Below are 22,849 nucleotides of genomic sequence, written 5' to 3' on the forward strand. Positions count from 1 at the left end.
CGTAATCAATGCAGGTTGGTATCAGAACGTTGGGAGATTCTGGTGCTATCCCCCTGATACGGGCGGACTTCGGAAATTGCAGGTTCCAATCATGGGCAGGATTTAACCGCTGCAGAACTCGCTTTCGACTGTCATCTGGCACGATCGTGCCACCGAGAAAACGACGAACAGTCGCATCATCTTCGCACGGATCAGGGGGGGACGGCGGCTGGGTCAGTTTCGACCATTCTTCCTTCAATTGGGGTGACGACATGGTCGCCAACTCACCCAGTTGAACATCAACGCTCGCCATGATCAAGCCGCAGCCGCGATGCGGTAGAAGGTCTCCTCCCCGCGCTTGCCGCGCTCGATAACATGACCCTTCTTTCGCAGGCCCGTCAGCGCTGCCCGCGTCGTGTGCGGCGGCCAATCAGTGGCGGCGATCAGGTCAGCCATGGTCGCGCCGTCGCTGCACTCGAGCAGCGCGATCATGGCAGCACTCTTTGACTGACGCTCAGCTTTGGGGACCACCGGGGCAAGCTCTTCCACCTCCACGTCTCGTCCGGTGTCGATCACCGCGAGGCCCGCCTCGGCGATGAACAGACCATAGCGGATATCACCGTCATCGCGGTGGACGCTGGCGGCATCGTTGGTCTCGCGTTCCTCCACCAACCCCTGTTTCACCAGCGCGGTGATTGCCCTGGTGGCGCGGTCGCCTGCGCCCGCGATACTGTCGGGCAGCGGCATCAGGCTGCCGCCCGAACGCCCGGCGGCGGCAGACAACAAGATCAGCTGCGGGTCGTTGAGTTTTTTCCGTTCTCGGATGAGCGGCACCGTGCCGCCCCCACCAGCCGCAGCCCCGGCCGATCCCATCGGCGGGGCACATCGTCGCTCTTAACCGCGACACCTCATGACCCGAGCTGTCGCTCTGGTCGCCAGCGAAGTCGAATGGATTGTGCGCTGGAGTTATAGCGCTCCGGCACTTTACAGTTTAACCTAATAGACAGCGATTTGAACGTCATTTGGCGCCTATTCTTTTCGCTTCCTTTATCCACTCGACAGGTACCGCACGCGAAAGCCCATCGCCTCACTCAGCGCCGCCATCTCCGCGAAGATATCCCCATAGGCAACCGCGATATGGTTGCTCATATAATGCGCCATCAGGTCGTCACGGCTGAGCTGCAAGTCAGCGGCCATGATCGGCCATTCAGGCGTCGTCCCCTGCCACACCCGGTCGAGTATGTCGCGCGGCAGCCGTTCGACTGAACCCCGGCCGATATCCATGCACGGCACCCCGGCGTCGAGCCAGGCGCGCGCCCAGGTGATGTCGCCCTCAAGGCTTTCGCCTGCGAAGCTGCCGCCGGGTGTCGGGAAATATTGCGCGGGTTGGCGCCAGCTATGCACGCCCGCCAACGTGTCGGGATCGTGATTGAACGCATAAGCGCCCGCCGACCCCGAATTGAGCAGAATCCAAAGGAACTTGCCCCCGATCTCAAGGCCCCAGCGCACATCGTGAAAGGCGACACTCTGGTGCAGCCCTTTCGCCTTCAGCAAGCGCTTCATCAACTCCATCGGCAGCGCATTGCCCTGGTCGGCCTCGGTCGCGTCGACGATCGTGTCGCCATTGCCCTCCGGTCGGCAGGTCGAATTGAGCAGGCCCTCTGCGAAGTCGGACGGTGGGCGGCGGTGGATCATGCCGAGCTGATATTGCCAGCCGATGCAGTCCGCGCCGAATTCGGCGGCAAGGTCGAGCACGGCAAGATAGTCGCGCAGCTGCTCACGCGTGGCATGTTCGGCGAAGTCAGCCGCCCCCTTCTCGCCCCAATGAAAGGTCACGCCGCGATCGACCACAAAGGCGAAGGCGTCATCGATCCGCTTTTGGCTGACGCGTTCGCCATAATCGATGATCCACGCCTGATCGACCTTGTGCTCCAGAAAGCCAACCTGGTGGAGCGTGCGCACCCCGAAATAGCCGTTGGTCATCCCCATCGACGTATCGCCGAGCATCAGCAGCAGCGGCCATTTAGCCTTGACTTCGGCATGGACCCGGTTGGCAATGGCGCGCGCATCGGCACTGATTGCGGGCATCGGCCTGATAGCGGCCTGGCTTTCGGTAACCCCGCCGGTGCGGCACCATTCATCGAGCCGGTCGAGAAAGGCATGGTCGGTCGACCAGTCGGCGCTGTCGGTCCAGGCGCGGCTGTGCGCGCGTCCTTCCGCCTGCAGGCACGCGCCAGTGTTGAGCAAGCCGACCAGCCCTGGAAATTGACCGGAGAAATTGGACATCATCAGCAACGGATTGTCCTTGCCGATCACCCCGTCGACCGTATGCGGGCCGTAGACCCAATGCGTGTAGAGCCCGATCAGCGGCTCATCTATCCCGCGCAACTTGGCCACCGCCTCGTCCGGGCGGGTGATGAACCCTTCGACCCGGAAATGGCTACGGCCAAGTCGGTCGAGCGCTTTTTCGAGCTGGGCATTGGCCGCCTCGAGCAAGGGCACGGCCATCGCATTGGGGGCGGCACGGTAATCGCCGGGGCGGAAAATGGCGATTGAGTCAGCCATGGGAAGTCTCCTGGTGGGTTCGTACGGAATCACGCAGATGGCCGAGCGCGGGCATCACATCGGCGAGCGCGCCGGTGCCGAAGGCATCGTGCAGCCGATCATAATAGTCGCCCAACGGGCGATAGGCTGTGGCGGCGGCGGGATCGGGCGTGATGCTGGTGCGCGCCGCCGGGACCATCGCGGCCTGCGCCATCGCGACATCGGGATGCGCGCCGCCGCAGACCGCGCCAAGGATCGCCGCACCGAGTGCGCAGGTTTCGGACGAGGCAGCAAGTGCGATCGGGCGTTCGAGGATATCGGCGAAGATGCGCGGCACCAGCGGGTTGCGCTCCGCCACACCACCGCACATCACGACCTCGTCGATCGCGACGCCGCCGCTTTCGATGCGATCGATGATCTTGCGCGCGCCGAACGCCGTCGCCTCGATCATCGCGCGGTAGATATGGGCGGGCGTGGTGCGCAGCGTCTGGCCAAGCACCACCCCGGTCAGCCTTGTATCGCCAAGCACGCAGCGATTGCCGTTGTTCCAGTCGAGCGCGACCAGCCCGGATTCGCCCGGTGCGAGCTGCGCCGCCTCGGTACTGAGCGCCGCATGGCCATCGCCCAGCCCTGCCGCCCAGCCATAAAGATCGCCGATCGCCGCTTGCCCCGCTTCCAGCCCGTCATGCCCCGGCAGCACCGAGCCGGCGACGACCCCGCTGATGCCGGGGATCGAAGGCAGCGCCTGACCTGCCGCGCCGACGGTGATGTCGCAGCAGCTCGTGCCCATGATCTTGACGAGCCGACCGGGTCGCACCCCCGCCCCGATCGCGCCGACATGCGCATCGATCCCGCCGACCGAGACAGGCGTGCCTGGCAACAGGCCAAGCCGCGCGGCGATAGCCGGATCAAGCAACCCGGCAAGGCTTCCCGCTTCGGCCACCCGGCCCTGCGGCAGTGCCAATCGCGGATCGAGTTGTCGGAGCAGTTCAAGCGCCGGCCAGCCGCCCTGCGCCGCGACATGGAGCCCCTTATGCCCGGCAGCGCCGACCCCGCGCACCAGCCGCTCGGTCGATCGGGCGCTGCACAACCAGGCCGGGATCAGATCGGACAGTTCAACCCAGCTGGCGGCCTCCGCAAACACCCGTGGCGCGACACGCGCGCAGCGCAGCAGCTTTGCCCAATACCATTCGGAGGAATAGGCGTTGCCGACCCGCGCCAGCCGCGCCGGATCATGCGCACGGAGCAGGGCTGTGATCTCATCGGCCTCGGCATGGGCTTCGTGATCCTTCCACAGCCAGGCCATTGCATCGAGATCGGCCGCAAAAGCAGGATCACTGGCGAGCGGCTGGAGCCGCGCATCGACGGGAACGGGGGTCGATGCGGTCGCGTCGACGCCGATGCCGATGATGGCGACGGGGTCGAAACCGGGGACGTCGCTTGCCGCGGCAAGCGCCCCTTGCACCGCGCGTTCGATCGCGATCGGATAATCGCCGGGGTGCTGCCGTGCGAGCAATGGCCGCTTGCCGTCATACAGCACGCCGCCACTGCCCGACGGGTAATCGGCGCTGCCAAGCCCGATCAGCGCGCTGCTGTCGCAAGCGACGATCGCCGCCCGAGCGGCCCCGGTGCCGAGGTCGATCCCGAGCGCAAAACTCATCGCGGTACTGCCCAGATGTTGCGGAACGATACGATGCTGGTGCCGTCGCCATGATCCTGCAGGGTAAAGGGCAATGTGGCCGCATGCGGCACATAGGGCTTCAGCTCGGCAAAGGCGGTGGGGCCACGAAATGCGGCGTTGCGCTGGACGACGATGCCATTGTGGCGGATCGTCACGCGCGCCGGCGCGGTCAGGCGCCCTTTCGCAAAACGCGGCGCGCGGAAATCGATTTCGAGGCATTGCCAGCGCCCCGGCGGCAGGCTGGCATTCACGCGCGGCGGCACCTGGCCATAGAGCGCGCCCATCTGCCCATCAGGGTAGGTCGGGTTGCGGTAACTGTCGAGGATCTGCACCTCATAGCGCTCCATTAGGAACACGCCGCTATTGCCGCGATATTGCCACACCCCGCGTGGCGGCGCGGGGGTACGAAATTCGAGATGAAGGCGCATGTCGCCAAAGGCGGCGCGGGTAGCGATGCGGTTGTTTTCCCGTGCGGTCGCTGTCAGCGCGCCGTCGGCGACCTGCCACAGCGCCAGCTTCTCGCCGGTGAACGCCGCCGCCGATTGACCGTCGAACAACATCACTGCGTCGCTGGGTGCGGGACTACCGGCACATTCGGCCATTACCGGCGTGACGACCGGGGGCTGCGGCCTTCGGAAATCATGCGTGCGCCACGGCGTGCCTGCCAGCTTCGGCCCACGCAGCAGCGCATCGGCCCAGAAATCCTCGGCCCAGGCCTGCTTTAATGTCTGGTTGGCAGCGATCAATCCGGCGACCCGGGGATTGCCCTGCGACAGGATGGCCGCAATCTCCTCCGGCGTTTCGGCAGCGGCGGGCATCGCCGCCAGCACAGCCGCCAAGATGATCCGCTTCATGTTGCCATCGCCCTTTGCAACCGGGGCGCAACCGCCGCCAAGACTAACGCCGCCGCAATGGCGACAATGGCCACCCCGCCAAAGGCGGTCGCATAGCGTTCCACCTCATCGGCACCGCCAACGCCCGCCACTGGCCGCGCGACCAGGGTCGCCACGCGTGCGCCGACGAAATTGCCGATCGAAATCGAAAACAGCCACAGCCCCATCATCAGCGCGGCGATCCGGTCCGGTGCGAGCCGCGACACCGCCGCATAGGCCGTCGGCGCCAGGCAAACCTCGCCCAGCGTCTGCAGCAGGTAGGAGAGCACCAGCCACCAGAGCGCGACCCGCTGGCCACTCACCGCCAGCGCGATGCCAAGGTTCAGGCACGCAAAGCCAAGCCCGACCAGCGCCAGCCCGGCGACATGCTTCCACACCACGCCCGGCTCGCGCCCCGTCTTACCCAATCGGTGCCACAGTAGCGCCAGCAGCGGCGTCAGCACCAAAATGAACGCCGGGCTGAGCGACTGGAGTTGCGGCGCCGTCACGCGCACTGGGCCCACGCTGAGATCAACGATGCGCGCCGCGAAGAGATTGAGCGACGACCCGGCCTGTTCCGACAAGCTCCAGAAGATCGAGGCAGCCGCGATTAACATCAGCGCAGTGCCGACATGGCGGCGCTCGATCAGCGTCGCATCGTGCATCACAAACCGGGTGATCACCGCCAGCGCGATGACCAGCGCGAACACCAGCACCACGCCGACTGCATCAGGAAAGGAAATCAGCGCAAAGGCCGCCGCGACCATGCCCGCCGGCATCAGCACCGTGCCCAAGGTCACCGGCGGCGCAGCAACCGCAACCGATTCCAGGGATTGCCGCCCGAACAGCAGCACACCAAGCCCGAAGGCCATGCCGATCGCCGCCGCACCCAACCCCGCCCCCCAACCGAACATCGCCGCCAGCGCGCCACAAATCAGCGCGGAGATCGCCGCACCGAAGTTGATGCCGAAATAGAAAAGGTGGAACCCCGTCAGCCGATTGGGATCATCGATCGGATAGAGACGACCGACCAACGTCGTCGAACTCGGCTTGAACAGCCCGGTGCCGGCCACGATCAGCGCCAGCGATGCATAAAGCAGCCGCTCCGCCATCGCCGGATCGATGGTGGCCAGATCTTGCACCGCCAGGCCGACATGCCCGCCCAGAATGAGCACGGCACCGCCTGCGATGCTGCGCCACTGGCCGACAAACCTGTCCGCAATCCAGCCACCAAGCACGCAAAAGCCGTAAACCATCGCGGTATAGGCCCCATAGACCAGCGCAGCGCGCACATCGCTCCACTGCTGCCGCTCGATCAGATAGAGGATCAGCAGCGCGCGCATGCCATAATAGGAAAACCGCTCCCACATCTCGACCAGGCACAGCACATAAATGCCGCGTGGCTGGCCCCAGAGCCGCCCGTCCGTCATTGGGCGATCCAGCTGGCAAAGCGCTCGGCGTCGACATTGCCGCCGCAAAGCACGATGCCGATCGTCCGTGCTTCCGGAGGCAGCATATTAGCCAGCACTGCCGCCAGGCCGACCGCCCCGCCGGGCTCGACCACCAGCCGCAGCCGCTCAAACGCATAGCGGAGTGCTGCGATCGCCTGGGCATCGTTGACGGCGATGGCGCCCGCCAGCCGGTCCTTGAAGGCGGCATACCCTGCCGCACCCGGCTTGCGGGCCTGAATCGCGTCGCACACCGATGGGGTCGCCGCCAGATTATCCTCATGCCGCCCGCTTGCGATCGATCGACGAATTGCGTCCCAGGCGGTGCATTCGACCGACCAGACGCCGGTGGTCGGCGAAAGCTGCGCTGTGGCGACCGCGCAGCCGCCAACAAAGCCGCCGCCAGCGCTGTTGACGAGCAACGCGTCCATCGACTCGCCCATGGCGCGCGCCTGATCGATCATTTCGGCCGCCAGCGTTCCCTGCCCCGCGATCACCGCCTCGTCGTCAAAGGGATGGACGAAGGCCCGGCCTTCGCGCGCCGCTCGGCTACGGGCGATCTCCTCGCCATTTTCCTTGAACCGGTCACACTGCGCGATCTCGGCGCCGCTCTCGCGCATCCGCGCGACTTTCACGGCGGGCGTGTCGAGCGGCACCACCACGGTGGCGGCGATGCCGAGCCGCCGTGCCGCCTCTGCAACGGCCATGCCGTGATTGCCAGTCGAATAGGCGATCACCCCCGCCAACTGCTGTTCGGGCGACAGCCCGGTGAGCTTGGCCATCGCGCCACGAAACTTGAAGGCGCCCGTGTGCTGCACGGTCTCGAGCTTGATCAGCACGCGCCTGCCCGTCAGCGCGTCGAGATTCGCGGAGCGGATCACCGGCGTTTCGACCAAATGCGGAGCAATGCGCGCGCGGACAGCGGCGATATCCGCCCAGGCGACGCTCATCGCCACACCTGTTGGGCGACGCGCACGAAATTGCCGCCCAGAAAGCCCCGGACCGCGTCGTCGCTCCAGCCGCGCGCCATCAGCAGATCGACCACGCGCGGCAGGGCTTCGGGCTCGAGGTAGCGGATGCCGGGCTCATAGCCATAGCCGGCCGGCCAGGTGCCGCGCGCGGCGGCCAGCTGCGCGTCCATATCGGCCTGATCATAGACATAATCGAGCCCGATCCCGACATGCGCCGCACCGACGCGATCGGCCACGTAGGCAGCATGCTCGGCGAAACGCTCGGCCAGGTCAGCGGCATTACCGAGGAAGATACTCAGGCCATTGATGCCGATCACCCCGCCAATCGACGCGACGGCATCGATCAGATTATCGGGAATGTTGCGCGGATGATCATCGAGGGCGCGGGCATTGGAATGCGAGAAGATCAGCGGCTTCCCAAGCGCGCGATGATGCTCGATCGCTGCCTGAGCGGTGCGATAACCGGTGTGCGTGCAACAGGCAACGATGCCATTCTCAGCCAGCGCGTCGAGCAACTGCCCGCCGGCCACGCTCAGCCCAGGATCGTCGGCATCATGCACCCCGCCGCCGGCCCAGTTGGCGCGGTTGAAGGCGATCGACAGCCAGCGCACGCCGATCCGCGCGTAGAGCGGCACCAGATCGAGCTGCCCGTCCATCGCCCAGGCTCCTTCGACATCAAAGACGATGGCAAGCTTGCCCGCCGCCTTGGCCCGATCGATATCGGCGAGGGATTCAGCGAGCAGATATTCTTCTGGCCGCGCCGCGATCTGCGCGCGAAAAAACGCCGCCATCCGCAATTGAGTCTCTAGCGACACCTGCGCGTCACCTAGGTTGAGCGAGGCAACATCGATTCTCGCCGCCCGGTGCTGCGCTAGCCGCGCAAACCATGCCGGCTCTGCCCGGTGCGGCAGGCAGACGTGATTGTCCCAAACAATCATATCGGGCGCATCGTGGGGAAACGCGAAGGAAGCCATGTCACCAGCCTCGCAGACCAGCCAGCTTCGTCAAGAAAAATTTCCGATCGGAAACACTGGTGCCGATCGGAGAAAGCGGCTAGCCAAAGGGAGAAAGCAATCCGGGCAGGCCATGATCGCAAAACCTTATCTGCTCTTTTTGGGCGACGTGCAGACTGATATCTTCGCCAAGACCGCGTTTGGCCTTCGCGACTGGTGCGATGGCGATGTCGTCGGCCAGCAACGCTTGCCCAGTTGCGGCGTCGATCTTAGCCTCCCTGAGATGGATGCACAGGCAGCAGCGACCGCAGGCGCCCGGTCAATGGTGGTCGCGGTGGCATCAATCGGCGGGGCACTGCCCGACCATTGGGTGCCGTCGCTGATCAGCGCGCTGGAAGCCGGGCTCGATCTGGTCAGCGGGATGCATGCACGGCTGCGCGACATTCCGGCGGTGGTCGACGCGGCGGCCCGGCTCGGCCGCAAACTCCACGACGTACGCCACACCGATCGTGTGTTGCCCATCGCCAGTGGGCGACGCCGCACGGGCAAGCGTGCGCTGATGGTTGGCACCGATTGTTCGCTCGGCAAGAAATACACCGCCCTTGCGCTTGCGCGCGAACTGAAGGCACGCGGGCTGAGTGCTGATTTCCGGGCGACCGGCCAAACCGGGATCATGATCGCCGGTGAAGGCATTGCCATCGACGCCGTGGTTGCCGACTTTATCGCAGGTGCCGCCGAGCAGCTGTCGCCCGACGCCACGCTCGATCACTGGGACGTTATCGAGGGGCAGGGATCGCTGTTTCACCCGGCCTATGCCGGTGTCACGCTGGGCCTACTCCACGGCAGCCAGCCCGATGCGCTGATCCTCTGCCACGATCCGACCCGCATCGCGATCAACGGCTTTCCCGATTACCCGATCAAATCCTATACCGAGGCGATTTCGGGCTATTTGATGGTCGCTCGGCTGACCAATCCCAGCGTCCGCTTCGTCGGCGTCAGTCTCAACACAGTAAAACTAAGCGCACACCAGCGTGCCGCAGCCCTTGCAGCGGCCACCGCAGAGACCGGGCTACCCGCCTGTGACCCGATGCAGGGCGGGATAGGGCCGATCGCCGACCTGATCGAGGCGATGTAACGATGCGAATCGAAGCGCGCACGATCAGCTGGGCCTTACGCGAGCCGTTCACCATTTCACGCGGCACAATGACGACGATCGACGGCATCCTGGTGACGCTGAGCGACGGCGATCATCGCGGGCGAGGCGAGGCATATGGCATCATCTATGAGGACGAAACACCACAATCGATGCTGGCGGAGATCGATGCGGTTCGCGGCGCGATTGAGGCTGGGGTAAATCGCGAAGCACTTCTGTCACTGCTTCCTTTTGGAGGCGCGCGCTGCGCAATTGATTGTGCGTTGTGGGACCTCGAAGCGAAGCGTTCCGGTACGCCAGCCTGGCAGGCAGCCTGCCTTTCCCCGCTCCGTCCGATCGCGACTGCCTTTACAATCGGGATGCGTCCCGTGACCGAAGTCGAACGCACCGCCGCCGCCTATGCCGCGTTCGATCTGCTCAAGATCAAGGTCGATGCGCAGGACCCGATCGCGGTTATCGCCGCAGCACGCGCAGGCGCACCGAAGCCGCGCTTCATTGTCGATCCCAACCAGTCCTGGAGTTTCGACCAGATGGTCGCGCTCACCCCGCAATTGCAGGCACTAGGAGTCGCGCTGCTGGAGCAACCCTTGCCAGTCAACGGCGACGATGCACTGGCGGGCTATCCCTCCCCGATCCCGATCTGCGCCGACGAGTTGATCCATGACCGCCACGATCTGCCCCGCGCGCGTGGAAAATACAGCCATGTCAACATCAAGCTCGACAAGACCGGCGGGCTGACCGAGGCGCTGGCGCTCGCCCATGCCGCCCGCGACGAGGGGTTCGGGCTGATGGTCGGCTGCATGGCTGGATCGTCGCTGGCGATGGCACCGGCGGCCCTGATCGGGCAGCTCTGCGATTTCGTCGATCTCGACGGGCCGCTGCTACAAATCGAGGATTGGGAAAGCGCGATGGCGTGTCGCGACGGCGTGCTCGATCCGCCCCAACCGGCGCTGTGGGGATGATCGCCGCGCGCCCGGCTTGGCTGGTGCTCGCCGCGGCAGCGCTGCTGCTGACCGGGGCCGCAGCCGCGCCCGAACCGCCAATGCGCGAGACGCTGGCGGCGATCGATATGGTGCTTGCGGGTGAGGATGCCCAAGTTGTTGACGGCGACCCGGAGACGTTCTGGGTTGATGTGCACCATTTGCTCTATCGGCGCAGCGCCAAATCGCTGGCCTTCATGCTGCTTGATGTCCGCACCGGCAAGGCTGCACCTATCGCCGAAGACGCCTGGCTTCGCCGTGCGCTCGATAAGGCGGGTGCAACCGGCGCAATGACGATCGACGGGATGGCTGCAGATCGCGCCACCCTGTTCCTGGCGCAGAGCTCGGTCGTTTATGCCGTCAATCTCGCTGCGCAATCGGTGACGAAAGACGTTGCACGGACGCGGATGGCAGCGACGACCCGGCCGCGCATGATCTCCGATCAGTTCCCCACCACCTTTGGCCCCTTGATGGAGGGCGCATCGCCTGATGGCCGGCGCTTCATCGGCAGGCAGGACAGCAATATCGTCATCCGCGATGCCGACAGCGACCGGTTGCGCGCGCTGACGAGCGACGGCATTCCCCGATATGCTTGGCTCGATACCGAGGAATCGTCGGAAGGGTTGAACGCGGTATGGTCGCCCGATGGCGCGCGGATCGCGGCGGTCAAGCTCGACAGCCGCGCTGTGCATCACGAGCCGCTCATGCGCTGGCTGACGCGCGCGCCGACCGTTGACCAGGTCGCCTATCCCCGCGCCGGGGATGCGATGCACCGGTTTGAGCTGGCGGTGATCGATGCGAGCACCGGCGCGCGCGTCGCGATTGATACCGGCGAGATCGGTGATCATTACCTTAACCTGATCGGCTGGCTCGCCGATGGCCGATCGCTGCTCTATCAGGTGATCGATCGCACCCATAAGCAGCTACGCATTTTCCGCGCCGATGCTGCCACGGGCAAGGTCACGCCGATTCTGACCGAAAACAGCAATACCTATCTCGACACGCCGATGACCTTGTCGCCTGTCCTGGCGCGACCGCTGGCCGGCGGGGGTTTCCTGTACCTGTCAGAGCGAGACGGGTGGCGGCACATCTATCGCTACGATGACGGTGGCAAGCTGGTCCGGCGGCTGACACTTGGGGCGTGGGCGGTCGAGGATATCGTCAGCATCGACCGCGACTGGGTCTATTTTACTGCCGCGCGGGAAACAGCCTATCAGGCCGCGCTCTATCGCGTTGGGTTGGACGGCGGGAAAATCGAACGGCTGACGCCCGCCGGCAACACGCGCGACATCGCCTTTGCCCCAAATGGTGGCCATCTGGTCGTGACACGATCGACGCCGCTGATGCCGCCAGTAACTGAGGTTCGCACGGTGAGGGGCAAGCTGGTTGCAACGATCGCGCACGCAAAGATGGGCGACGCGCTACCCAGGATCGAGGCGGTCGAGACGCCCGCCACCGATCCCCGCTTTACCACCACCGGCATCATCGTGCGGCCTGCCGATTTTGATCCGGCACGGCGTTATCCGGTGGTCGAGATCATCTATGGCGGGATGCAACTCGATTTCCTGCCGCGTGATGCCTATGCCACTGGCTGGTGGCGGCGCGGCTATAATGCATTGATGGGGCGGTTACTCGCGGCGCAGGGGTTCGTCGTTGTCTATGTAAATGCCCCCGGCACACCCGGTCGTGGCCGCGCCTTTCGGGATGCTACCTACGGGCGCTGGCCACAGGGGGTCATTGCAGATCACGCGAAATTGGTCCGCACTGCCGCAGCAACACGCCCCTGGATGGATCTGACGCGCGTTGGCATTTTCGGCAACAGCTGGGGGGGCTATCTCGCGCAGCGTGCGCTGATCGATGCGCCCGATCTCTACCGGGCAGCGGTGGCGATGGCGCCGCCGTCTGATTTTAACGATCACCCGACCTATATTGAACCATTTATGGGCCTGCCGACGCAGAACCCTGTGGGATATGCGGCGGGATCGAACCTTGCACGGCTGAGCGAAATTAAGGGATCGGTGCTGGTTATGCCTCAACCGCTCGACGTTAATGCCGGCTTCTCCCCAGCGATGAAGTTTATTGACGGCATGATCGCCGTCGGTGGTGATGTTGAGCTGTTTACGATGCCCGAGGTCAACCACCGGGTGAACTGCTGCGGCTGGCCACGCGAGCGTTTCGCTTATGCCGTTGCGATGCGGTATCTGGATCGCAAACTCCATCCCGCGCCTCAATGAACTTGACCGTTTCAGAAACGTACGTTTCCGATCGGAGAATCTAGTTTACATACCGATCGAACTGAGTCAGACTTTCGCATCAAAACAAACGATCGATGGTTGAGGGGGTTTACGTCATGCGCATGTTTCTTTCGGGAGTTTCCGCCACTGCTGTCGCAGTCGCGCTTACCATCGCAGCCCCGGCTGCTGCCCAAGACGCCGTTTCGGCCGCTCCGGCCGATTCAACAGCATCCGATGAGAGCAGCAACGACATCATCGTCACTGCATCACGCCGCGAAGGCAAATTGATCGACGTGCCGGCATCTGTTGCGGTCGTCAGCGCGGCGCAGGTCGAGCAGCAGGGTCTTCAGGATTTTGCAGATCTTGCGCTGCGTGTCCCTAACGTCGGCATTTTTCAGAATAATAACCTGGCGAGCCGCAGCAGTGTAACGATCCGTGGCATTCCCGGTCGCGCAGGCATTTTCGTCGATAACGTGTTTGTCGGCGACGACTCGGGCATCAACACGCTGCTTGTGGATATTGACCGGGTTGAAGTCGTTCGCGGGCCGCAAGGAACCCTGTACGGACGCAATGCCGTTTCGGGCGCGATCAATACCGTCACGCGCCGTCCGGGCGACGAATTCTTCGCCCAGGGGCTGTTCCGCTATGGCAGCTTTAACTCGGTCTACGGCGCGGCCGCCGTTGGTGGCCCCTTGGGCAGCGGCTTCGCGGCCAAATTCTCAGGCGCTTATCGTGCGTCGGACGGCTTTGACCGGGAACTCGGCGGTGGCCGCGTCAACGGCAGCAAAAGTTACGCCTTCCAAAGTCAGCTACGGTATAATCCTTCGGATAATATCGATCTATGGATATCGGGGGATTATCAAAAAGACGATAACCGGACAGGTTATACCGATGCCGTGGCCGATTATTCGATCAATGGCGGTTCCGGCGTCATCTATCGCAACGCTGCAAATGACGGCAACGGTTTTGACCGAATCGTCCCCACGCGCAATGACATCAACCGCGAACAGCGTGAAGTCTGGGGCGTTGCTGGCCATGCCGATATCGATTTCGAGCTATTCAAGCTGTCGTCGATCACCGCTTATCGATCGATTGAATCGGTATTCAATCGCGATGGTGATGCGACGCGATTCAATATCCTGACCGGCGTACAGCCGGTTTCCTATAACCAGTTCAGCCAGGAACTTCGGTTGTTGTCGCCGACCGGTGGCGTGTTCGAATGGCAAGTCGGCGGCTATTATTTCAAGGATGATCGCCGTTCATCGGATAGTAACCTGATCGGTTCGGACTTCATCCTGACGGTGAACCCGGGGCTCGCACCCTTTGCGCCTGCACTGGCGCCGGGTGGCCTGGGCGGCGTCGTGACGCTGGGGCGGCTGGCCGCCAGCCCGACCCTGCAGGCGATCCTCCGCCCAGCGGCTGCGGTGGATCCGACGCTGGGCGCGATTTATGCTTTCAATTTCCCGACCAGTGCAGGCACGCAAACGACGCTCAGTTCCAACGAGATTGAGAGCATCTCGGGATTTGCGCAGATCACGCTGCGACCGATCGATACAGTCGAAATTTCAGGTGGTGGACGCTATACCCATGAAACCATCAACGCATCCTATGCACGCAACGCCATCGGCTTGGTGCAATTCCTGACGCCCCCGATTCCGACACAGCGGCTCAACAACGGTGGCAACAGCAATTTCTCGCCCAATGCCAGCATCACCTGGCGGCCCAATAATCGGGTGACGGCCTATTTCACCTATTCAACCGGGTTCCGGTCAGGCGGGTTCAATTTGGCCCCAGCGGCATTGGTGCCCCCCGCAAATGACGCCGCGCAGCGTGCTTTTCGGCCCGAAATCGTCAACAGCTATGAAATCGGCCTAAAAACCAGCCTGCTCGACAACAAGCTGACCGCCAACATCTCATTATTCCGGTCGAACTACAGCGATCTGCAGCGCGCGTTCTTCCGGATCGATCCGACCGGTTTTGTCGTCAACAGCACGTTTAACACATCGGCAACGATCAACGGCCTTGAAATCGACTTGGCCGCGCAACCGATCAAGGAACTCACCTTCACGGCCAGCTATGGGTATCAGGACGCCACGTACGACAATTATCCTGATGCGCCGATTGCGTCTTTCCTGGTGCCGGTGCCGGCCGGTCGGCCTACGCTGACCACCGACCTGACCGGGCAAACCCTTCCCTTTGTGCCGCGTCATAGCGTCGTACTCACCGCCGAATATAATCGCCCGATCTCCGACGCATTGGCGTTCAATCTGGGATCAGACTTTCAGCTGCGGTCGAAATACAACGTTACTGACGGCATTGATCAGATTCGTATCGTCAGCGATACGACCCAACTCGGCGTCCATGTCGGGGTGGGCGATGCCAAAGGCAAATGGCGGATCACGGGCCGCGTCTATAACCTGACCAACCAAGTCTTTCGCACCGGCCTGGATTACAACAGCTTTGTCGGCACGGTGTACCAGTCGCTGTCGGCACCGCGCACCTTCGCGATTGAAGCCGGGTTCAAGTTCTAATTTAGGGAGACGGACGGCAGCATCGACTGCCGTCCGTCAAAGGTTGCCGATCACCGTGTGTGTCGTATAGCAATAGCCTCACACCCTGTTGGACAAAAAAATGGCAACTCGATTGACGCCTGCACCCGATTCTGCGGTGATCGAAGACAATGCGCCGACCAATCTGGGCGATCATATCCGTCAGCTGCGCAATGATCGCCGCTGGAGTCTCAACGAATTGAGTGCCCGCAGCAAGATAGCCGCCTCGACTTTGTCAAAGGTAGAAAACGGCGCACTGTCATTGACTTACGACCGTTTACTGCAAGTGGCGCAGGGATTTGGGCTGACCTTGTCGGAATTTCTGGCGCCACCCGCGTCAGACACGGCCATGCCCGTTGGCGCTGCCCGCCTGAGTTGGGCCCGCAAAGGCAGCGGTGAACAGATTGAGACGGCCGGCTATGTCTATAACTACCTGTGCACGAGCCTGCGCGCCAAGCGCATGATTCCCATCGTTTCGCTTGTGAAAGCGCATAGTCTCGCCGAATTTGGTCCTCTGCTGCGTCACGATGGTGAGGAATTTGCTTTTGTCCTCAAGGGCCGTGTCGAAGTCGTTACCGAGTTTTATGCCTCGCAGATTCTCGATGAGGGCGAGGGCGTCTATATCGACAGCCGTCAGGGTCATGCCTATCTCAACGCGGGTGAAAGCGAGGCCTGGATCGTCTCGGTGAATTGCGACACCGTCGTGGAATGACCCAGCATGCGCGGCGAGAGGGTCTGCGCCGTGCGGTGATTGCAGTGTTTGGGCTAGGCTGTCTTGGGGCCGCCAATCCTGCGACGTTGCGGATTGCGCTGTCATCCCCTCCAGGACCGCTTGACCCAGCAACCGCGCGCACGCCCGAGGAATTTGCCCCCGCCTCTCCTGCCTATCGCCAATTGGTCGCCCCAAGCGGTGGACCGGAACTGGCGATCAAATGGTCAAGCGACGCCGCGCTCAGGGTCTGGACGTTCCGGCTTGCACCTGGCCATCAATTTGCCGATGGCCATGCCGTTGATGCCGCCGCCGTCAAATTCAGCCTCGACAGGGTTTTGGCGATCGGGCGGGGCAATGCCGGTTATTTGATCGACAACATCGCCAGCGTAACCGCCATTAACCCGCAAACCATCCGCATTACCACCAAGGGATCAACCCCGCGGCTGCCGGCAATGCTCGCCGACCGATCAGCATCAATCATTAATCCGCGCGTCATGGCGCATGCAGTGGGTGGAGACCGGGCAGCGGGGTGGCTGGCGGCGAACACCGCTGGCTCGGGCCCCTATCAGCTCCGCCCCACGCGGGGCGGCGGTGTGATCCTGCTCGATCGCAACCCCGGATGGCGGGTATCGCGCCCTGTCTTTGACACCATCGTCTATCGCGCCATCGCCGACCCAATCGTCCGCGGGCTGAGCGTGAGCCGCAACGCCAGCGACATCGCCGTGCTGATGCCCGCCCAATCGCTATCAAGGCTGGAGCGGGACCCTGCGGTCCGCGTGGTGGCGGCCCCGGTGCCAGCCTATCAAAACCTGGCCTTCAACCTCGATCGCGCAGTGTTTCAAGACATCCGGGTGCGGCGGGCGATTGCAGCAGCCATCGATACCAAGTCGATCGTGCGCTATGTTCGTGGGGGGCGCGTGAGCGAGTTTCGCGGGCCGCTCGCCCCCGGCATGCCCGGCTATGATTCGGCGCTTTACCCCGTCCGCTTCAATCCCAGGGCAGCGCTTACCCTGGCCCATGCGGCAGGCGTGGCGAAGGGTACGCGGGTTGTGATGATCTATCCCGGTGTGTCGGCCGAAACCGATACCGTCGCGCAATATATCCAGGCCGTGCTGGCGCCGCTTGGCTTTCAGCTGCGGCTCGAACGGCTGTCGATCCCGGCCTATGTCGATCGCATGCAGCGCGGCAGTTATGACATGGTGCTGATGGGCTTCGTCGCGAGCACCGATGATGCGTCGGGGGTGCTCAATTTCTGGTTCGATCCTGCTAAGGCCGGGGTCGACAACCCGGCACGGTATCACAATCCCACGGTCGCCCGGCTGATCACCGAAGCCGCCAATGAGCCTGACACCGTCCGCCGCGCCGCGCTCCATCGCCAGATTGCGATTCGGGTCAATGCCGATTTGCCCTATGTCTATTTACAGCAGACGCATGTCGCCAATGTCGTTCGCCGCGACCTGGCGGGCTATCGGCTCGATCCGATCCGCCCGCTGGAAGTGGATGTGCTGGCGCTGCGGCGGCGATGATGTGCGATCCGGCCTGGTCGACCCGGCTGGCGGTCGCAATCGCTGCCAATGGCGTACCCGGTGCATCGCTGGCCATCCGGCATAAAGGCGAGACGGCGGTCGCGGTTGCGGGTGTAACAGACATGGCCACGGTCGCCGCCGTCACGCCGGATACCATTTTCCGGCTCGGGTCGATGACCAAGGTCTTCACCGCCGCGCTCGTGATGCAGCAGGTCGCAGCGGGGCGGATTGACCTCGACGCGCCCGTGCGGGCCGTGTTGCCCGAGCTGGTCTTGGCCGATGAAGCCGCCGCCGCCACCGTTACCCCGCGCCAGTTGCTCTCGCATCGAGGCGGGTTTTTCGGCGATATCCTCGACGGGCCGAGCGAGGGTGACGACGCGCTGGCCGCCTATGTCGCGGCTGGCAAGCGGCTCGAACAGGTGACAGCGCCGGGGACGGGCTTTTCTTATTGCAATGCGGGGTTTGCGATCGCGGGGCGGATGACCGAAGTCGCTGGCGGCGATATTTGGGACCGGATGTTCGTCGATCGGCTCGCCAGGCCGCTCGGCTTGATGCGCACCGGGGCGCGGCTCGATGCGATCCCTCAAGACGACGTCGGGACCTCGCACGGAGTCGATGCGCGAGGGCAGCCAGTCCCCCTCCCCCCCGACACCGACGGCCGCGCGATGGCGCCGGCCGGGGCAACCGCCTGGACGACGCCGAGCGACGTGTTGGCCTTTGCCGCGATGCTGATGGGCGAGTGTCCCGACGTGCTCGCCCCCGCCAGCATCGCCGCGATGCGCGCGCTGGCAGTGGCGGGACCGACGCCGACCTTTGCGACCGGCTGGGGGCTGGGCCTGCAACGCTTCACGCGCAACGGCGAAACCTTTGGCCATGACGGCGCGGTAGCCGGGCAAAACAGCTTCCTGCGGATCGTAGCCCCACAAGACCTGGCGCTGGTGCTGTGCTGCAATGGTGGCGATGCGCGCGGACTTTTCGCTGATATCTGGGCAGCGCTTGAGGCTGACCACGGGATGCCGCTTGCCGATGCACTGCCCGATTGGCCAACGCCGGTGCCGGTGGCAGACCCCGCGCGCTATGCCGGGCGCTATGCCGTGCCGCGCTATGCAGTCGAGGTGTCGCCGCATGACGAGGGGCTGCACGCGCGCTTCATACCCACCGCCGATGCGGGCGATTTCGGCGCGCCAGTCGATGTCGTTATGCGCCGACAACCCGACGACCCGACCGGCGAGCTGTTCCTCACCCGCTTTGGCACGGCGCGCCTGCCGACGCAGCAGCGCTTCATGCGGCTCAGCGATGGCCGTCGAATGCTGCTTTTCCGCGGTCGTCTTTTCCCGGAAGCGACCGTATGACGCTGCGGGCATTTGCCGGGGCGCTTGGGGCGGAGGTCAACAGCTTCTCCCCGCTGCCGATCGACCTGGGGCGCTTTGCCGAGCTTTGGCTCCACCCGGCGGGCACCCTGCCGCGTGACGCCGATCCGCCGCTAATTGCTGCCCCTTTGCGCCGCGCCTGGGCGCTAGAGGCAGCGGGTGAGATCAGCGTCGTTCAGGGACTGTGTGCAGGCGCGCAACCCGGTGGGCTGATCGCTCGCGCCACATATGAAGCCCTGCGCGACGCATTGCTGGGCGACCTGATTTCGACGGGGCCGGTGGATATCGTGCTGCTCGGCCTGCACGGCGCGACGGTCGCCGATGGCTATGACGATTGCGAGGGGGACCTGATGACGCGGGTTCGCGGCATTGTCGGCTCCGGCGTGACGATCGCAGCGCTGCTCGATCCGCATTGCCACCTCAGCCCGGCAATGCTCAATCTGGCCGATGTTATGATCGCTTATAAGGAATATCCGCACGACGACATCTTCGCAACAGCGGACCGGCTGGTCGATCTGGCGGTTTCGCATGCCAACGGCACGATCAAGCCCGTCATGCGCGCCTGGAATTGCCGGACGATCGGGGTGTTCAACACCTATCGCCAGCCGATGCGCGTGCTGGTCGACGACCTGATCGCCGAGACCGCAGCGGACCCGGCGATCCTCGACATCTCGATCGCCCATGGCTTTCCCTGGGGCGATGTCGTCGACACTGGCACGCGGGTGTGGGTGACGACCAATGGCGACGCAAACCTCGCCACTGACGTGGCCGAACTATTTGGCCGAAGGATCGAGGCGATCCGCGCCGCGTGTCAGCCGGTGCTGGTGTCGGCATCTGAAGCAGCGGCGATGATATCGGGGGAGGGACCACCCCTGATTCTCGCCGAGACCGCCGACAATCCCGGCGGTGGCGCGCCGGGCGATGCGACGCATCTCGTTCGCGCGCTGCTCGATGCGGGCGTGAGCGGGATCGCGGCGGGCATCTTCTGGGATCCAGTCGCGGTGATGCTGTGCGAGGCGGCGGGCGTGGGCGCTGTCCTGCCACTGCGGATCGGTGGCGGGGCCTCACGCCTGTCGGGCGATCCGCTCGATCTGGAGGTCCGCGTGATCGGCATCACCGATGATCTGCGCCAGCCCTTTGGCGGCGGGCAATGGCCAAGCGGCAAGGCGGTGTGCGTCGAGGGCGGCGGGCTGACGCTGGTGCTGTCGGCGACGCGGACGCAGTGCTTCGCGACCGAGGCATTCACCAGCTTTGGCATCGACCTGGCGGCAATGCGCGCGGTAGTGGTCAAATCCTCCAACCATTTCGAGGCCTCGTTCCGCAAGCTGAGCGACCGGATCGTGATCGTCTCGACCCCCGGCGCGCTCACGCCCGATCCGCGATTGCTGCCATACCGCAAGGTGTCTCGACCGATCTGGCCGCTTGACGGCAAAATCTCGGGCGCGCCGTTCTAGCCGATGTTCAACCCGATCATCCCGTACCAGCCATAGCCGAACAGCAGCAATACAGCGCCCAGCGCCAGCGCGCGCAAATGCCAGCGGCCGAGCGTACCGCGCCATCCGGCGAGCGCGAGCGGGCGACGAAGGCCCATCACCGCCAGCACGATCAGCACCACCGCCATAAGGGCCGTTGCGTTCAGCCAAAGCTGGAAGACGATGAGGTCGCCGGGCGTGATCCAGACATAGCTGAGCGACTCGACCGCCGACTTCGGCCAGGACCGGAAGAAGACGATCGGCGACAGGATGATCGCCGCCGCCGTGACGGGGGCGATGATTCGCCCGCGGCTGCCACGTGCCCAGAGGAAGCTCAGCAGGCCGGTCAGCAGGATCACCGCCCCCCAGACAAGCGCGGTACTGGCTCGCGCTGGGGTGATCGGCCCAGCTGCCTTGGCGAAGACGACATCGGTGTAGAGCAGACTCATGTCCTTGACGGCGCCCCTCGCATCGCGGCGGAACACCATGATGTCGCTCCAGCCCGAAGGCCGATCGAGGGTGAGCGCGGGATCGTGCCAGAAAACGTCCTTCGCCACCTGGCGAAAGGGCGTGCGCCCAAGGAGAATCTCACCTGGCTTGCCCAGCGAGATCGTCAGCGGTCCGCCAAGGAAGGTATCGCTGAAAATCTGGGTGACCGACCGGATCGAGCGCCGCTGGCCGACATATTGGCCGGCATAATCGGCAGGATTGAACGCGGTCGGCTTGGGCGCGATCGGCAGGCGGTATCGGTCGAGCAATGCTTCCAGCCCGATTGCGCGGATTTGCGACAGGCCGGGCAGTGTCTTGCCCTGCATCGCCTTGTCGGGCGCGGGCGCATCGGGCAGGCCGAGCAGCCCGGCACCGGGCAGCGCCTGGCCATAGTCGCCCGTCACCGCCACGAAAATGCCGGTCCGGCGATCGGGCAGCAGCGACATATAGGCGCTCGCGCCCAGCGTCCGCCCGCCATGTTCGACCAGCCGGTTGCCGTTCCAGTCATTGACCATGAACAGCACGCCATAGCCTTGCGTCAGCGGATGCGTGCCGCCCTGCCGCGCCATGATCGCGGTGCCGCTCGTCGACAGCAGTGCCGGAATGCCCGAGCCGCCGCCCATCAGGCCAATCATGTAACGGCCCATGTCCTCACCCGTGGAGGCGAGGCCGCCAGCGGCTTCGTTGATCGGGTGGTTGGCCCACAGATTCGGGATCTGGCGCTTGCCGCCATTGGGGTAAAAGGCGTCGCCATCCGCCAGCCGCGCCTGGGGCCGGGCATCCTCGACGATCAGGCTGTGTGTCATGCCGAGCGGCGCGAAAATCTCCCGCGCGGCGAACTGCGCGAAGCTCTGCTGGGTCTGGTCCTCGATCGCATAGCCAAGCATCGCGGCGCCGAAATTGGAATAGTTGGAGCCGCTATTCACCGGCACGAGATAGCCCGGGAAGTTGGCGCGCAGATACGCGGCGTCGATCGCTGGCTTGGGGATACCCGCGCGCTGGAATGGCATCCGCGCCTCGGCTAGCCCGGCCTGGTGGGTGCCGAGCATCCGGACGGTAATCGCTTGCCCTTGATTGTCGGGCAGCTTCACCCGGCGAAGCATCTGATTGACGGGGGTATCGAGCGAAGCGAGCTTACCCGAATCGAGCAGCTTGCCGATGCCCACCCCGGCCATCGTCTTGGTGATCGAGCCGAGCCGGAAGCGCGTCTGCACCGGATCGACGGGGATTTTGCCAGCGCTGTCTTCATGGCCATAGCCCTTGGCGAAGACGATCCTGCCATCCTGCACCACCGTGACGACGGCACCGGTGTAACGGAACTTGCCGTTCGGGGCGAAGGCGGTATCGAACGCCCGTTCGACGGACTCCAAGTCACCTGCCAACACCGATTTGCTGACGCCAGCTTGCGTCGGAAAAAAGATTGTTGTGGCGGCGGCGGCAACCGATACTATAAACCCGACGGCCAGAAGCGCGCGGCGGATCATCGCGCAGCCGCCACGGCAGCGTTCATCTGCGGCACCAGCCGGCCCGTCAGTGCCAGCCCAAACATCCGGAAATCTGCGCGCAGCGACCAGAGCGGCTTGGTGAAGGCGAGCGGCGTGTTATTCTCAACGAAGAAATGCCCCGCCCAGGCAAAACTGTATGGCACCACCAGCGCCGCGACGAGCCACAGCCAGTTGACGGTCATCGCGAACAGCACCCAGCATAGCATCGTGCCGAACGTGCCCAGATAATGCAGCAGGCGCGAGGTCGGGTTCTGGTGCGCGCGCAGATAATGCGGCCAAAAGTCAGCGAAAGTGGCGGGCGCTTGGGTGGCCATGACATCCTCCTAATGTTGGGGGCAACGTAACGATTGGCAGACGATTGCCAATCAAATATTTCCAATCAGAAACGCATCGATCCATCTCGATCCAACG

General features: G+C 64.0%; 17 protein-coding genes. 8 read left to right on the forward strand and 9 right to left on the reverse strand.

Annotated elements, in window-relative coordinates:
• Positions 1-294 precede the first annotated feature (294 nt).
• The 7 genes from B7Y43_RS06950 to B7Y43_RS06980 form a co-directional block, all read right to left on the reverse strand.
• Positions 295-813 (reverse strand): DUF3489 domain-containing protein, encoded by a 519-nt coding sequence (locus tag B7Y43_RS06950; protein WP_374130904.1) that lies wholly within the window; start codon positions 811-813, stop codon positions 295-297.
• A gap of 213 nt (positions 814-1,026) precedes the next feature.
• A complete protein-coding gene (locus B7Y43_RS06955; protein WP_374130905.1) occupies positions 1,027-2,544 on the reverse strand; it encodes a hypothetical protein in 1,518 nt (505 codons plus the stop codon).
• Positions 2,537-4,183: a ribulokinase gene (locus B7Y43_RS06960; protein ID WP_374130906.1), complete on the reverse strand. Its 1,647-nt coding sequence runs from the start codon at positions 4,181-4,183 to the stop codon at positions 2,537-2,539. The genes B7Y43_RS06955 and B7Y43_RS06960 overlap by 8 nt, the downstream gene beginning before the upstream one ends.
• On the reverse strand, positions 4,180-5,058 hold the full coding sequence (locus B7Y43_RS06965; RefSeq protein WP_374130907.1) for a DUF1080 domain-containing protein: 879 nt from the start codon (positions 5,056-5,058) through the stop codon (positions 4,180-4,182). Before B7Y43_RS06965 ends, B7Y43_RS06960 begins: the two co-directional genes overlap by 4 nt.
• Positions 5,055-6,506, reverse strand: a complete 1,452-nt coding sequence (locus tag B7Y43_RS06970) for a peptide MFS transporter (protein ID WP_374130908.1) — start codon at positions 6,504-6,506, stop codon at positions 5,055-5,057. The genes B7Y43_RS06965 and B7Y43_RS06970 overlap by 4 nt, the downstream gene beginning before the upstream one ends.
• Positions 6,503-7,474, reverse strand: a complete 972-nt coding sequence (locus B7Y43_RS06975) for a threonine/serine dehydratase (RefSeq protein ID WP_374130909.1) — start codon at positions 7,472-7,474, stop codon at positions 6,503-6,505. Before B7Y43_RS06975 ends, B7Y43_RS06970 begins: the two co-directional genes overlap by 4 nt.
• A complete protein-coding gene (locus B7Y43_RS06980) occupies positions 7,471-8,469 on the reverse strand; it encodes a dipeptidase (protein WP_374130910.1) in 999 nt (332 codons plus the stop codon). The genes B7Y43_RS06975 and B7Y43_RS06980 overlap by 4 nt, the downstream gene beginning before the upstream one ends.
• A gap of 112 nt (positions 8,470-8,581) precedes the next feature.
• Between B7Y43_RS06980 and B7Y43_RS06985 the strand changes: the two genes are divergently transcribed.
• The 8 genes from B7Y43_RS06985 to B7Y43_RS07020 all read left to right on the forward strand — a co-directional run bounded on the left by B7Y43_RS06985 (position 8,582) and on the right by B7Y43_RS07020 (position 20,426).
• A complete protein-coding gene (locus tag B7Y43_RS06985) occupies positions 8,582-9,583 on the forward strand; it encodes a DUF1611 domain-containing protein (protein WP_374130911.1) in 1,002 nt (333 codons plus the stop codon).
• A gap of 2 nt (positions 9,584-9,585) precedes the next feature.
• Positions 9,586-10,563, forward strand: a complete 978-nt coding sequence (dgcA, locus tag B7Y43_RS06990) for a dipeptide epimerase (protein ID WP_374130912.1) — start codon at positions 9,586-9,588, stop codon at positions 10,561-10,563.
• Positions 10,560-12,815: a DPP IV N-terminal domain-containing protein gene (locus B7Y43_RS06995; RefSeq protein WP_374130913.1), complete on the forward strand. Its 2,256-nt coding sequence runs from the start codon at positions 10,560-10,562 to the stop codon at positions 12,813-12,815. Before dgcA ends, B7Y43_RS06995 begins: the two co-directional genes overlap by 4 nt.
• Before the next feature lie 116 nt (positions 12,816-12,931).
• The gene (locus B7Y43_RS07000) at positions 12,932-15,346 is read left to right on the forward strand and encodes a TonB-dependent receptor (protein ID WP_374130914.1); all 2,415 of its coding nucleotides are present in this window, start codon (positions 12,932-12,934) and stop codon (positions 15,344-15,346) included.
• A gap of 88 nt (positions 15,347-15,434) precedes the next feature.
• Positions 15,435-16,076 (forward strand): helix-turn-helix domain-containing protein, encoded by a 642-nt coding sequence (locus B7Y43_RS07005; protein WP_374130915.1) that lies wholly within the window; start codon positions 15,435-15,437, stop codon positions 16,074-16,076.
• Entirely contained in the window at positions 16,073-17,602 is a 1,530-nt protein-coding gene (locus B7Y43_RS07010) for an ABC transporter substrate-binding protein (protein WP_374130916.1), read from the forward strand. The genes B7Y43_RS07005 and B7Y43_RS07010 overlap by 4 nt, the downstream gene beginning before the upstream one ends.
• A complete protein-coding gene (locus B7Y43_RS07015) occupies positions 17,599-18,954 on the forward strand; it encodes a serine hydrolase (protein ID WP_374130917.1) in 1,356 nt (451 codons plus the stop codon). The genes B7Y43_RS07010 and B7Y43_RS07015 overlap by 4 nt, the downstream gene beginning before the upstream one ends.
• Positions 18,951-20,426, forward strand: a complete 1,476-nt coding sequence (locus B7Y43_RS07020; protein ID WP_374130918.1) for a M81 family metallopeptidase — start codon at positions 18,951-18,953, stop codon at positions 20,424-20,426. Before B7Y43_RS07015 ends, B7Y43_RS07020 begins: the two co-directional genes overlap by 4 nt.
• On the opposite strand, the gene B7Y43_RS07025 is transcribed toward B7Y43_RS07020, so the two are convergent.
• Together B7Y43_RS07025 and B7Y43_RS07030 are read right to left on the reverse strand one after the other, a co-directional pair.
• On the reverse strand, positions 20,423-22,417 hold the full coding sequence (locus tag B7Y43_RS07025) for a serine hydrolase (protein ID WP_374130919.1): 1,995 nt from the start codon (positions 22,415-22,417) through the stop codon (positions 20,423-20,425). The genes B7Y43_RS07020 and B7Y43_RS07025 overlap by 4 nt on opposite strands.
• Positions 22,414-22,752 (reverse strand): DUF962 domain-containing protein, encoded by a 339-nt coding sequence (locus tag B7Y43_RS07030; RefSeq protein ID WP_374130920.1) that lies wholly within the window; start codon positions 22,750-22,752, stop codon positions 22,414-22,416. The genes B7Y43_RS07025 and B7Y43_RS07030 overlap by 4 nt, the downstream gene beginning before the upstream one ends.
• Positions 22,753-22,849: the final 97 nt, after the last annotated feature.

The organism is Sphingomonas sp. 28-62-20, assembly GCF_002281505.1.